At 39.1% G+C, this 13,735-nt stretch carries 13 protein-coding genes; 11 read left to right on the forward strand and 2 right to left on the reverse strand.

The window, feature by feature from the left end; genetic code table 11:
• From Q1R07_RS00365 to Q1R07_RS00375, 3 genes are all read left to right on the forward strand, one after another.
• Window positions 1-527: S8/S53 family peptidase (locus tag Q1R07_RS00365; protein ID WP_300484838.1), on the forward strand; the 527-nt coding region annotated here is incomplete at its 5' end.
• Between the two features lie 129 nt (window positions 528-656).
• Window positions 657-2,294, forward strand: a complete 1,638-nt coding sequence (locus tag Q1R07_RS00370; RefSeq protein WP_300484840.1) for a S8 family serine peptidase — start codon at window positions 657-659, stop codon at window positions 2,292-2,294.
• A 161-nt stretch (window positions 2,295-2,455) separates the two neighbouring features.
• A complete protein-coding gene (locus Q1R07_RS00375; RefSeq protein ID WP_300484843.1) occupies window positions 2,456-3,394 on the forward strand; it encodes a nitronate monooxygenase in 939 nt (312 codons plus the stop codon).
• 33 nt (window positions 3,395-3,427) lie between these two features.
• Here the strand turns inward: Q1R07_RS00375 and Q1R07_RS00380 are convergent, their stop codons facing one another.
• The gene (locus tag Q1R07_RS00380; RefSeq protein ID WP_300484845.1) at window positions 3,428-4,108 is read right to left on the reverse strand and encodes a Crp/Fnr family transcriptional regulator; all 681 of its coding nucleotides are present in this window, start codon (window positions 4,106-4,108) and stop codon (window positions 3,428-3,430) included.
• Window positions 4,109-4,212: 104 nt separating this feature from the next.
• Between Q1R07_RS00380 and Q1R07_RS00385 the strand changes: the two genes are divergently transcribed.
• From Q1R07_RS00385 to Q1R07_RS00420, 8 genes are all read left to right on the forward strand, one after another.
• Entirely contained in the window at window positions 4,213-6,594 is a 2,382-nt protein-coding gene (locus tag Q1R07_RS00385) for a heavy metal translocating P-type ATPase metal-binding domain-containing protein (RefSeq protein WP_300484847.1), read from the forward strand.
• A 128-nt stretch (window positions 6,595-6,722) separates the two neighbouring features.
• Window positions 6,723-6,914, forward strand: a complete 192-nt coding sequence (gene ccoS / locus Q1R07_RS00390; RefSeq protein WP_300484850.1) for a cbb3-type cytochrome oxidase assembly protein CcoS — start codon at window positions 6,723-6,725, stop codon at window positions 6,912-6,914.
• 2 nt (window positions 6,915-6,916) lie between these two features.
• Window positions 6,917-9,112, forward strand: coding sequence for a cytochrome-c oxidase, cbb3-type subunit I (gene ccoN / locus Q1R07_RS00395; protein WP_300484852.1), 2,196 nt, complete (start codon window positions 6,917-6,919; stop codon window positions 9,110-9,112).
• A 6-nt stretch (window positions 9,113-9,118) separates the two neighbouring features.
• Entirely contained in the window at window positions 9,119-9,307 is a 189-nt protein-coding gene (locus Q1R07_RS00400) for a CcoQ/FixQ family Cbb3-type cytochrome c oxidase assembly chaperone (protein ID WP_136401240.1), read from the forward strand.
• 11 nt (window positions 9,308-9,318) lie between these two features.
• Window positions 9,319-10,263 carry a cbb3-type cytochrome c oxidase N-terminal domain-containing protein gene (locus tag Q1R07_RS00405; RefSeq protein ID WP_300484855.1) on the forward strand — a complete coding sequence of 315 codons (945 nt, stop codon included), beginning with the start codon at window positions 9,319-9,321 and terminating at the stop codon, window positions 10,261-10,263.
• A gap of 46 nt (window positions 10,264-10,309) precedes the next feature.
• Window positions 10,310-11,728, forward strand: a complete 1,419-nt coding sequence (gene ccoG, locus Q1R07_RS00410) for a cytochrome c oxidase accessory protein CcoG (RefSeq protein WP_300484857.1) — start codon at window positions 10,310-10,312, stop codon at window positions 11,726-11,728.
• Between the two features lie 34 nt (window positions 11,729-11,762).
• On the forward strand, window positions 11,763-12,209 hold the full coding sequence (locus tag Q1R07_RS00415) for a FixH family protein (RefSeq protein ID WP_300484859.1): 447 nt from the start codon (window positions 11,763-11,765) through the stop codon (window positions 12,207-12,209).
• A gap of 79 nt (window positions 12,210-12,288) precedes the next feature.
• A complete protein-coding gene (locus Q1R07_RS00420) occupies window positions 12,289-12,990 on the forward strand; it encodes a sulfite exporter TauE/SafE family protein (RefSeq protein ID WP_300484860.1) in 702 nt (233 codons plus the stop codon).
• Here Q1R07_RS00420 and Q1R07_RS00425 read toward each other — a convergent pair.
• A complete protein-coding gene (locus tag Q1R07_RS00425) occupies window positions 12,987-13,562 on the reverse strand; it encodes a uracil-DNA glycosylase family protein (RefSeq protein ID WP_300484862.1) in 576 nt (191 codons plus the stop codon). The two genes, Q1R07_RS00420 and Q1R07_RS00425, sit on opposite strands and share 4 nt — an antisense overlap.
• Window positions 13,563-13,735 lie beyond the last annotated feature (173 nt).

Below are 13,735 nucleotides of genomic sequence, written 5' to 3' on the forward strand. Positions count from 1 at the left end.
CAGCAGACGGAAGAATAAAACCGGATGTAATGGCGATGGGTTCGGGAGTGGTAGTCGCTACTGAAGAGGGAGAACTTGATTTTGAAGATGGAACATCCTTTTCGGCACCAATTTTAAGCGGACTTGTGGCTTGCCTGTGGCAGGCTTTGCCTAACAGATCCAATGACAACATTATACAGCATATAAAAAAATCTGCAGACCGGCATAATAATCCAGATAATTTTTACGGGCATGGAATTCCTGATTTTTATTCGGCCATAAACCTTACATTGGCAACCGATTCTTTTACATTAAATGGATTTAGTATATATCCTAACCCTGCAACTGCCAACTTGACCATTTCGGCTGCGCAGCAAAACGAAGCAACTGTAGTGTTTTATAACAGTTTGGGACAAGAGGTAATTCGAAAGTCACTCAATGGTAGGCAGGAAACAACAGTGTCTCTCGAAAACCTTAAAGCGGGAGTCTATTTTTATACTATTGTTGCTGGCGAAGCCACTTTTTCGGGTAAGATCATTAGAAAATAATCAAGTAAGCTTATAAAAATAGCGGAGATCATAATTGACCATTTAAACGAGTAAATTGTCCATAGTAAATGTAAAATGGATTAATTATTATATACTAATATGGTAGAGTTATTTTTAAACGTATAAAATATGAAAATAATTTTTACTTTTTTAGTGGTATTTGTTCAAACGTTTTTATTTGCTCAGGAAGATGCCTGGGTTTATTTGAACAATAAACCTGATGCTGCGTTTTTTTTGAATAATCCATTGTCCATACTAACGCAACGGGCATTGGATCGAAGAGCTTCACAGAATATTGAACTTGATGATATGGATGCGCCAGTTCATCAAGCTTATATAGACCAGATCAGTGCTAATGCAGGAATACAGATAATGGCAAAATCCAAATGGATGAATGCCTTGCATGTTAGAGGCGAGGAACAAGCCATAAGAGAATTGACAGTTTTACCGTTTGTAAATCGAATTGATTTTGCCAATAAAACTTTAAATGTGAATACTGGAATAGTGGCAAATAAAAATGAGAAAAAGAGGCCGGAAGCAAAAGTTGATGAAATATCAAATTTAGCTTCCGGTTCCTTATTAGAGGTATTTACTGATAGTCAAATAGAAGTGTTAAACGGACATTTATTACATCAGGAAGGGTATACCGGCAATGGGAAAATCATTGCACTTATCAATTCTGGATTTAAGGGAGTAAATACAATTCTACCATTTGAAAGAATTCGAAATAACAACCAAATTAAGGGTGGATATAATTTTGTAACTCGTGATGATAATGTTTATACGGGGACGGATTTTGGAACAAAGACGTTGTCTACTATGGCGGCCTATGTAGGAAATAATAATTATAAAGGAACTGCTCCGGATGCTTCGTATTATTTGTTTGTGAGTTATGGGGAAAATGGGAAATCACCTTTAGAAGAAAGCTTATGGGTAGAAGCCGCTGAAATGGCAGATAGTTTGGGTGTCGATATTTTAAATTTCCCTCTTGGATTTTATAGATTTAATAATCCGAATTATGATTATACGTATCAGGATATGAATGGTGAGACTACTTTTATTTCGAGAGGAGCGAATATTGCTTTTAGCAGAGGAATGATAGTGGTGAGTCCCGCTGGAAATTTAGGAAATAAACCGTGGAGATATATTACTGCTCCAGCCGATGTCGCTAATGTACTAACAGTTGGTGCTATTAATCAGATAAGAGAATGGGCATCTTTCAGTTCTGTGGGACCAACCTCTGATGGAAGAATAAAACCGGATGTTATGGCAATGGGATCTGCTGCTAGTGTAATAAGCGGTGAAGGTACTTATGAATTTAAAAGCAGTACGATGTATGCCTCATCACTAATAGCTGGAATGGTAGCCTGTTTGTGGCAGGCATTACCCAATAAAACGAATGCCGAAATATTACAGTTGATCAAAGAATCTGCAGATCGGCATAATGATCCGGATAATTTTTACGGGCATGGTATCCCGAATTTTCAATTAGCACTCGAACAAGGAATGTTGAAAACGAATAACTTTACAATAAAAAGACCTGTGCTTTATCCGAATCCAACGAGTGGTAAACTTACAATCACCGGATCAGATTACGGTGAAGCGCGGTTCCGCTTATATGATACTATGGGAAAAGAAGTTATGGACGAACAGTTAACGGGACTTCAGGAAGTTGAAATATCCACGAAAAAACTAAAATCCGGTATTTACCTGTATACAATTATCACCGGTGATACTGTTTTTTCCGGTAAGATAATTAAAAAGTAGTTTTATTGGCATCTGTTGACTCAGATCGGAATACTGTTTTTTGATTGTAATGTTACTTTTATAGTGCTAGACTAACCCCGATCGCTTATCTTTGAAAAAGACTTCTATTTTACAGCGGTCATTACATTTTAGAGAGCCAATAAAATTAATGTTACTATATAATGAACAGAATAACGCAACTTTTTAATATTCAGTATCCCATTATTCAGGGAGGAATGATCTGGAACAGCGGATATAAATTAGCCAGTGCAGTGAGTAATGCCGGCGGTCTTGGACTAATTGGTGCCGGATCGATGTACCCGGACGTATTGCGCGAACACATTCAGAAATGTAAAAAAGCAACCGATAAACCTTTTGGTGTCAATGTCCCGATGTTATATCCCAATATCGAGGAAATAATGAATATTATTGTTGAAGAAGGTGTAAAAATTGTTTTTACCTCTGCAGGCAATCCCAAAACCTGGACGGCATTTTTAAAAGAACACGGCATTACCGTAGTGCATGTTGTGAGTAGCTCCAAATTTGCTTTAAAGGCACAGGAAGCCGGAGTGGATGCAATTGTTGCCGAAGGTTTTGAAGCCGGCGGACATAACGGTCGTGAAGAAACCACTACTTTAACACTGATTCCGATGGTGAAGGAACAAATCAATATTCCATTAATTGCTGCCGGAGGAATTGCTACCGGAAGAGGAATGTTGGCGGCTATGGTTTTAGGAGCCGACGGCGTGCAAATGGGATCCCGTTTTGCCGCTTCCGAAGAAAGTTCGTCGCATGACAATTTTAAGCAAACTATACTAAATGTAAAAGAAGGGGATACACAGTTAACGCTAAAAGAGCTGGCTCCCGTTCGACTGATTAAAAATAAATTCTACGAAGAAGTTCAGACTTTATATACCAAATGTCCTACACCGGACGAGTTAAAAGCCTTATTGGGGCGTGCAAGAGCCAAACGAGGTATGTTCGAAGGCGATCTGGAAGATGGAGAACTGGAAATCGGACAAATTGCAGGATTAATCCATGATATTAAGCCGGTTTCGGAAATCGTTGTGAATGTAATAGAAGAATTTGAAGCTGCTAAAAAACAAGTAGCGATATTGTAATAAAAAAACCGGTTGTACAACCGGTTTTTTTATTTATTCTGCCATTTTACGCAGTTGATTTTTGTCTTTTAAACTAATCTTTTTCCCGGTTAAGGTTATTAACCCGTTTTTATTAAAGTCGGATAGTAAACGGATACAACTTTCGGTTGCCGTTCCGATAATACTACTCAGTTCTTCACGGGAAAGCTGAATTTTTAAAGTGCCATCGGCATTCACACCAAAGGTATCGTGCAGATACAATAAAGTCTCGGCCAAGCGCTCCTTTACACTTTTCTGAGCCATCGAAACCATATGATCATCAGCTTCTTTTAAATCGCTGCAAATCGTACGCATCACGTTCATCGAAAACTGATTGTTATTGTTAAAAAAGGCCAGAATTTCACTTTTTGGAATAAAACAAACCTGCATATCCTCAAGTGCAATTGCACTTAAGTTGGCGGGTTCGTCGCTAATCATCGAACGTTGGCCCAAAAGTTCACCCGGTTTGACCAGTTTTACAATATGATCCTTACCGTTCTGACTGAGTTTGGATAATTTACAAACGCCGTCTTTGACACAATAAATGCCATTGGTAACTTCTCCTTCTTCAAAAAGAGGTTCTCCTTTTTTTATGGTATACGAAGTTTTACAACTGGCTATTTTCAGTAACTCCTCCTTATTCAAGGCCTTAAGTGAGCTAAATTCCCTAACGATGCATTGTTCACATTTCCCCATATAACTATCCTTAGCGTTTCATACAAATATAGCAAAAGTATGACAAATATCATATTTTATCTGTATGCGAATTCCAACCTTTGTCATAGGTAAAAGAGCAAATTATGAATACGCAAAATTGTTTCCATTGTGGTAACGATATTGTAAAAACAGAAGAAATCCTTTTTGAGGATAAATCTTTCTGTTGTCTGGGTTGTAAAACGGTATATGAAATTTTCAGCCAAAACGACCTGACAAGTTATTACGATTTCGAAAAAGCGCCGGGTGCGACGCCACAGGAAGTTCACGGAAAATACGATTTTCTCGATAATCGGGAAATCATTTCCAGATTGTTGGAGTTTGAAGAGGAAACGATACATATTGTATCGCTTTATATTCCACATATACATTGCAGTTCCTGTATCTGGATATTGGAAAATCTGCAAAAATTACAAAAAGGGATTAGCCAGTCACAGGTAAATTTTTCGCAAAAAAAAGTGCGGATTACCTATGATCCGCAGATTACCGATCTGAAGACAATCGTACTCCTTTTAAATGCTATTGGGTACGAACCGTATATAAGTCTTGAAAATTATGAAGGTATCAGGAAAACCGTCGACAGGAGTTTAATTTACAAAATAGGGGTAGCGTTTTTTTGTTTTGGAAATATAATGCTCCTGTCTTTTCCTGAATATTTTGAAGTTGGCGAATATTGGATTGATCAGTATAAAGATTTCTTCCGTTGGCTGATCTTCGCACTCTCACTTCCCGCATTTTTCTATTCCGGATGGGGATACTATGTATCGGCCTGGAAAAGTATTCAATCGCGTATGCTTAGCATCGATATTCCAATCGCATTGGGAATCATTGTCATGTTTGTCAGAAGTACGGTCGATATCGTGTTCGATTATGGTCAGGGCTTTTTTGACAGTATGTGTGGTCTGATCTTTTTTATGCTACTCGGAAAATTATTTCAACAAAAAACCTATAGTTTCCTGTCGTTTGAACGCGATTATAAATCCTATTTTCCAATAGCCGTTACCAAAATTAATCGCGATGGAAAAGAAGAAGCAACACAGGTATATGAGGTCGAAAAAGGAGATCGCTTGCTAATCCGGAACCAGGAACTTATCCCGGTTGACGGTATACTAATCTCCGAAAACGCCTATATCGACTATAGTTTTGTAACCGGCGAAGAAGTGCCGATTGCCAAAAAATCGGGCGATAAAATTTTTGCCGGCGGGAAACAAATCGGAAAAGTGATCGAAATGGAAGTGCTACATTCCGTTTCACAAAGTTACCTGACACAATTGTGGAGTAACGAAGTTTTTCAGAAAAAAACGAATTTTAAATATAAAACGATTACCGATACCGTAAGCCGTTATTTTACTCCGGCATTGCTATTACTGGCGTTTATCTCGTTTGGTTATTGGATTTTTATAGATACAAACACTGCTTTTAATGTTTTCACTGCCATATTGATTGTAGCCTGTCCTTGTGCGCTGGCACTTACGGCTCCTTTTACACTGGGAAATGTATTGCGGATTATGGGGAATCGGAAACTCTATCTGAAAAACGCTACAGTAATCGAACAAATGGCAAAGGTCGATACCATTGTATTTGATAAAACCGGAACGATTACGTCCAATAAAAAATCGGCAATTGCCTATGAAGGCACACCATTACAGGAAAAAGAAATCGGCAAACTAAAAAACGTACTTCGGGCATCCAATCATCCGTTGAGCAGAAGACTATATGATTTTCTACCGGTTATGGAACTATTGGAAATCCGGGAGTTTGAAGAGATCACCGGAAAAGGGATACGGGCTATCGTTGCCAATAGTGAAATCCGTTTGGGTTCGGCAACATTTGTAGGATTGACAAAAACGGAAAAATCAAAACAAACCAATGTCCATGTTAGTATTGATGGTGATTATAAGGGAAAATTCACCTTTGATAACCAATACCGGGAAGGGCTGGAAAAATTGTTTGAAAAGTTAAGTCGTAACTATAGTCTTACCGTTCTTTCCGGGGATAATGAAGGCGAACGGGAAAACCTGACGCAATTATTACCGACTGGTACAACCTTGGTTTTTAATCAGAAACCCGAAGAGAAACTCGCTTATATAAAGGAATTACAGGAAAAAGGATCCAATGTAATGATGATTGGTGACGGATTAAACGACGCCGGAGCGTTGGCGCAGAGTAATGTAGGAATCTCAATTTCCGAAAATGTAAATGTCTTTTCACCGGCTTGCGACGGTATACTCGATGCCAGTCAGTTTTCGAAAATCGGTTACTTCCTGAAGTTTTCGCATAACGCTATGAAAACCATTATGATGAGTTTTGGACTGTCACTGTTGTATAATGTTGTAGGACTGAGTTTTGCGGTTACCGGAAACCTTTCGCCGTTGGTTGCCGCGATCATCATGCCGCTTAGTACCATTACGATTGTAAGCTTTGTAACGGTGATGAGTAATTTATATGCCCGGAAAAACAAAAGTTAAAAATGAAAAATATTTTTAAAGTATTGAAAAACAGTGTTTTAAAATATTTAAATATATAAGATTACATGATAAATATCATGTTTTTTAAAGAGCAGCTAAAGTAATTTTGTTTAACACAATTTTAAGGTATGAGTGTCATTTACATTTTAATCTCCATCAGTATAGTAGTCGCTGCAGTATTTCTGTATGTCTTTATTAAGGCAGTCAGAAGCGGACAGTTTGACGACGATTACACACCATCTGTACGAATGCTTTTCGACGATGAGTTACAAAAAGATAACAAGCAAAAATCAGAAACAAAAATAGAAAAACAGAACTAATTATGGAAGTGCAACAATTTTATTACGACAACAAAATTGTAAAGAAATTCCTGTATGCCTCAATCGTTTTTGGGGTTGTGGGAATGCTCGTCGGGCTCCTTATTGCTACGATGTACCTGTTTCCGAATTTAACCGATGGAATCTCTTGGTTGAGTTACGGACGTTTAAGACCGTTACATACAAATGCCGTTATTTTCGCCTTTGTAGGTAATGCCATCTTTGCCGGGGTCTACTATTCTTTACAGCGATTATTAAAAACCAGAATGTACAGCGATGTACTGAGTAACATCAATTTCTGGGGTTGGCAGTTAATTATCGTTGCCGCTGCCATATCATTACCATTAGGATATACAACATCTAAAGAATATGCAGAGCTGGAATGGCCCATAGATATTGCCATTGCAATTATTTGGGTAGTATTTGGTATTAATATGATAATGACCATTTTGCGAAGAAGGGAGCGCCATTTATATGTCGCAATCTGGTTTTATCTGGCAACATTTGTGACCGTTGCAGTGCTGCATATCTTTAATAGTCTCGCATTACCGGTGAGCGCCATGAAAAGTTACTCGGTTTATGCCGGAGTTCAGGATGCACTGGTGCAATGGTGGTACGGACATAATGCGGTGGCATTTTTCCTAACCACACCATTCCTGGGACTGATGTACTATTTCGTTCCAAAAGCAGCAAATCGTCCGGTATATTCCTACCGCTTGTCTATCATCCACTTTTGGTCTTTAATTTTCCTATATATCTGGGCTGGTCCACACCACTTGTTGTACACGGCTTTACCGGATTGGGCACAAAATCTGGGTGTTGTTTTCTCTGTAATGCTAATTGCTCCTTCATGGGGAGGTATGATCAACGGATTACTAACACTAAGAGGAGTTTGGGATAAAGTACGAACCGAACCGGTTTTAAAATTCTTCGTCGTAGCGATCACCGGATACGGTATGGCAACATTCGAAGGGCCAATGTTATCCCTTAAAAATGTAAATGCCATTGCACACTTTACCGATTGGATCGTGGCACACGTACACGTTGGAGCTTTAGCCTGGAACGGTTTTATGACCTTCGGTATGATTTACTGGCTAATCCCGCGTATGACCAAAACACAATTGTATTCGACCAAACTGGCCAATTTCCACTTCTGGATTGGAACACTAGGGATTATCTTATACGCTTTACCACTATATGTAGCCGGGTTTGTTCAGGCGCAAATGTGGAAACAATTCAACCCGGACGGTTCACTGGTTTACGGTAACTTCCTGGAAACGGTAAAAGAAATCATGCCAATGTATGCGATGAGAGCCGTTGGGGGAACCCTGTTCGTGATTGGTTTACTGGTACTGGTATACAATATTATTATGACCATTAAAGTAGGTCAGAAAATTGAAGACGAATTAGCGGAAGCACCGGAATTACAAAGAATTTCTAGCAGCCGATTAAAAGGTGAAAAATTCCACGGATGGTTGGAAAGAAAACCAATCCAGTTAACGGTTTTGGCAACCATTGCGATTCTAATCGGTGGTATTGTTCAAATCATCCCAACATTGGTGGTAAAATCGAATATCCCGACGATTACAAGTGTAAAACCCTATACACCACTGGAACTGGAAGGACGTGACCTGTATATCCGTGAGGGTTGTGTGGGCTGTCACTCTCAAATGGTTCGACCATTCCGTTCGGAAGTGGAACGTTACGGCGAATACTCCAAATCCGGAGAGTATGTTTACGATCACCCGTTCTTATGGGGATCCAAACGAACCGGTCCCGATTTGATGCGGGTAGGAGGAAAATATTCTGACAACTGGCACTTTAACCATATGTGGGACCCACAAAGTACCTCATCAGGATCCATCATGCCAGGTTATAAATGGCTGTTCGACAACAAACCGATGGACTATTCCAAAACGGAAGATAAAATGAGAGTCATGGTAAAACTGGGTGTTCCATATACCGATCAGGAAATTACCAATGCGCAGCAAAGTATTAAAGAACAGTCGCAAAAAATAGAAAAGAATTTACATGCCGATCCGGATTTTGTAAAAAGCTATGAGGAAAGTAAAAAGAATGCTGCGGCCAGAGGCGAAGCTTTTATACCTATGCACGACCGGGAAATTGTAGCCTTAATTGCCTACTTACAGCGTCTGGGAACAGATATTAAAGTTAAAGATGTAGCAGAAAACCAAAAATAATTTGTCATGCTAAAATTCATCAAACACAATATGGAGACGATTTCAGGAATTGAAATCTATCCGATCATTTCACTACTTATCTTCTTCCTGTTTTTTATAGGGCTGTACGTTTGGGTATTTACTTATAAAAAAGAGAAAATCACCGAAATGAGTAATATCCCTTTTGAAGATCAGGATATGGCCAACAATCAATAATTGTAAGAAATATGAAAAAGTATTTTCCAGTATATGTTCGAATTCCGGTTTTATTTGCCATCTTTTTTATGGCCATGGAATTCTTTATCGACTCCGGCGACAGACCCGCTTTTATCAAGTATCCTATAGTATCGCTAATCTTGTTATTGTTCCTTTTTGTATTGATAGCAATGGAAATTGTCTTAAAAGCGACCAATAATATTCTAGATGCTTTGTTAACGGAAGAACAACGCAAACAAAAAGAAATCGAAGAAAATCTTCCGTTGGCTGAAACACCGTTTGTCAAAAATCTGATGCAAAAACTGACGCGTTCCCGTAAAATGGAAGAAGAAGGCGAGTTGATGATGGATCACGATTACGACGGTATCAAAGAGTTGGACAACGTATTGCCGCCATGGTGGGTGTACCTGTTCTATGCCTGTATCGCTTTCGCCTTTATTTATCTGGTAAAATTCCATATCCTGGGCTATGACGATCAGACTGCGGAATTTGAAAAAGAAATGGCTGAAGCCAAAATAGCGGTGGAAGAATACAAAAAAACGGCACCGGATTTAATGGATAAGGAAAAAGTAACACAACTTACAGATGCTACTTCACTGGCTGCGGGTAAAGCAATCTTTGAAACCAATTGTATCGCTTGTCACCGAAATGATGGAGGTGGTGGTATCGGACCGAATTTAACCGACGATCACTGGATCCTTGGTGGTGGAATCAAAAATGTGTTCAATACCATTATGGAAGGTGGACGTGACGGAAAAGGAATGGTATCGTGGAAAGCGATTATCAAACCATCCGATATTCAGAAAGTGGCCAGTTATGTGTTGAGTCTGCAAGGTTCCAATCCAAAAGATGGGAAAGCACCGGAAGGTGATGTTTGGAAAGACGACAGTGCTCCGGCTACCGACGCTGCCAAACCGGCTGACAGTCTTCAAACGGCTGCTGTAACCCTAAAATAAAACAACACCTCAGGGTTCATAACCCTGAGGTCAAATCAAAAATATCATGTCTAGTTTACCCGATGAAAGTTTTAGAGATAGTATCGGAACTATCGATAAAGAAGGTAAAAGAGCTTGGGTTTTCCCTAAAATTCCAAAAGGAAAATTCTACGAAAAAAGAAAGCTGGTCAGCTATTTTCTGTTAGCCTTCTTGTTTTCGGCCCCTTTTATTAAAATTAACGGAAATCAGTTTCTGTTATTTAATGTGTTGGATCGGAAGTTTAATTTTTTTGGATTTCCATTCTGGCCACAGGATTTCCACCTGGTGGTGATTTCCATGATCGTTGGCGTTGTATTCGTAACCTTGTTTACCGTTGCCTTCGGACGTATTTTTTGTGGATGGATTTGTCCGCAGACCATTTTTATGGAAATGGTTTTCCGACGAATCGAATTCTGGATCGATGGCGACAGAGGGGCACAAATGCGTCTGGCCAAACAAGAGTGGAATGCCGAAAAAATACGAAAAAGAGTTACCAAATGGATCGTGTTCTTTATCATATCGTTTTTAATTGCCAATGTATTTCTGGCCTATCTGGTTGGAAGTGACCACGTACTCGAAATGGTAAAAGAAGGGCCGTTTCACAATACAAATACATTGATTGCCTTGCTGATTTTTACAGCAGTGTTCTATTTTGTTTTTGTATCATTCCGGGAACAGGTTTGTATCATTGCTTGTCCTTACGGGCGTTTACAGGGCGTGTTATTGGATAATAAGTCAATTGTTGTGGCCTACGATCATGTGAGAGGAGAAGGTGAAAACGGAAGAGCCAAATTCCGTAAAAATGAAGACCGATCCCAAGTCGGAAAAGGCGATTGTATCGATTGCCGACAATGTGTAAACGTATGTCCAACAGGAATCGATATCCGAAACGGAACGCAATTGGAATGTATCAATTGTACCGCTTGTATTGACGAATGTGATCACATCATGGAAAGTGTCAACCTGCAAAAAGGATTGATTCGCTATGCATCCGAAGATGAAATTGTAAAAAAAGAAAAATTCGTCTTTACGGCGCGAATGAAAGGTTATGTATCCGTTCTGATAATATTAACCGGTGTTTTTATTGGAATGTTATTCCTGAGAAACGAAGTAGAAGCCACCGTATTGCGATTACCGGGACAATTGTACGAACGAAAAGGGGAAAACATTAGCAATGTGTTTACCTATAAAATCGTCAATAAAACCGTAAAAGATTTTAATAAGGTTCACTTTAAATTAGTAGATCCTAAAGGAAAAATTATAGTAGTGGGAAAACCACAGTTCCAGATTAAAAAAGAAGGAATGGCTCAGGGAACATTGTTTATCGAGATCCATCCGGCTTTTCTAAAAGGAGATAAAACCAAAATAACGATTGAAGTCTATGACGGAGACGTATTGATTGAAACTACAACGACCAATTTTTTAGGTCCGCGGAGTTTTAACTAAAGAATCGTTTATAAACCCTTAAAAAAAACGCACCATGAAAGTAAATTGGGGAACCAGCATCGTAATCGCTTTCGGATTGTTTATCACTTTTATCATGTACTTCGTATTTAAAGTACAGTCTGATAAAAATTATGATCACGAAATGGTTACAGAAGAATATTATAAAAAAGAAATGAGCTTTCAACAACAGCTCGATAAAGAACAAAATGCGGCCGACTTAACCGAAAAAGTGACAGTCTCCGCAACACCAGAAGGTATTATGATTGCTTTTCCGGCAAGTTTCAATAAAGACAAAATCAAAGGAAAAGTGTCCCTTTACAGACCGTCCAACCAGAAACTGGACTTCGAAGTTCCGATTTCGTTGTCTGCTTCAAATTTGCTCATACCTAAAACAAATTTGGTGGACGGTCGCTGGGACATTGCTATCGATTGGGAATACGAAGGAAAAGCCTATTTAAACAAGTTAGTAGTCAATTTGTAATTTTTGGTTTGTAGTCAGGAGGTTTTTTAATAGTTTTTTGGTTGTCTTCTGGCTACAAACTAAATTAATCCGGAATGGTATGTTGCTTTCTGCATTTATATTCGGTTTGGTAAGTAGTTTGCACTGCATCGGTATGTGTGGTCCTATTGCCATGATGTTACCGGTAGACCAACACAATCCCGCAAAAAAAGTCATTCAGATATTGTTGTACCATAGTGGTCGCTTAACGGCCTATGCGGCATTGGGATTAGTTTTCGGAATTGTAGGAAAAGGTCTTTATCTGGCCGGACTACAACAACAAATGTCTATCACAGCCGGAATACTTATGATTATAGTCGTTCTCGTTCCGGAGAAAATCCTCGCGCGCTATAATTTTTCAAAACCGGTTTATCGCATGCTTTCCAAAATCAAAAGTAGTTTAGGAAATCAGTTTAAAAAGAAAAGTTATAAAGCACTTTTTACAATAGGATTATTAAACGGATTGCTGCCTTGTGGATTGGTATATGCTGCTTTGTTCGGTGCCATTGCCATGCAAAGCGAATCACTCGGAGTAGTATACATGCTACTTTACGGATTGGGAACAGTCCCAATGATGAGTACGGTTGTATATGCATCCAATTGGATAAGTCAGCCAATACGGAACAAAATAGGTAAAATTATTCCTTATGTAGCCGTATGTATCGGTATGCTATTTATATTAAGAGGACTTGGACTTGGAATTCCGTATGTTTCTCCAAGTAATATGAGTCTTTTTGTTAGAGGTGAAGCGCATTGCGGCTAAGAAACCAAAGCTTTTCGGACTTGTTTTCGCAATTCCGGGATAACCTCTTCTTCAAACCAGGGATTCTTTTTTTGCCAGATCCGGTTGCGCGGTGAAGGATGAACTAAAGGAAAATAATCCGGTAAAAAATCGCGATAATGCGACACATTCTCTGTCAGCGTTCGATAGGAGCGCTCCTTAAGATAGTACGACTGAGCATATGATCCGATCAACAAAATAAGTTTTATATCCGTAAGTGCCGTAAGAAGCTGCGGATGCCAGGTTGGAGCACATTCCGGTCTTGGTGGTAAATCGCCCGATTTGCCCGTACCCGGAAAACAAAAGCCCATTGGAACGATACCAAATAATGACGGATCATAAAATTCTGCCGGTGCTACAGCTAACCAACGTCTTAATTCTTCTCCACTAGCATCATTCCATGGAATTCCGCTATCATGCGCCTTTCTTCCGGGGGCCTGTCCGATAATTAAAATCCGGGAGGTGTCGGAAAATGAAAGGATGGGCTTGGGTGGATACGGTAATGATGCCTGGCATATTGTACAGTTAGTAATTCTATTTAATAGCGAATCCATAATAATTGAAATTTAGATCGGAGTGCATTACTGTATAAAAGTACTATTTCTAACCGTATTTTGATTGAATGAAAGTTATATCGAATCCAAACTTTTAAAAATTTGGAGTAATGGAAAGACAAAAGCCGGAAATACCGGCTTTAGAGACTTTATTTTAGCGACGAATACTATAA

Origin of the sequence: Flavobacterium sp., from assembly GCF_030146175.1 — a bacterium.
GTDB lineage: Bacteria > Bacteroidota > Bacteroidia > Flavobacteriales > Flavobacteriaceae > Flavobacterium.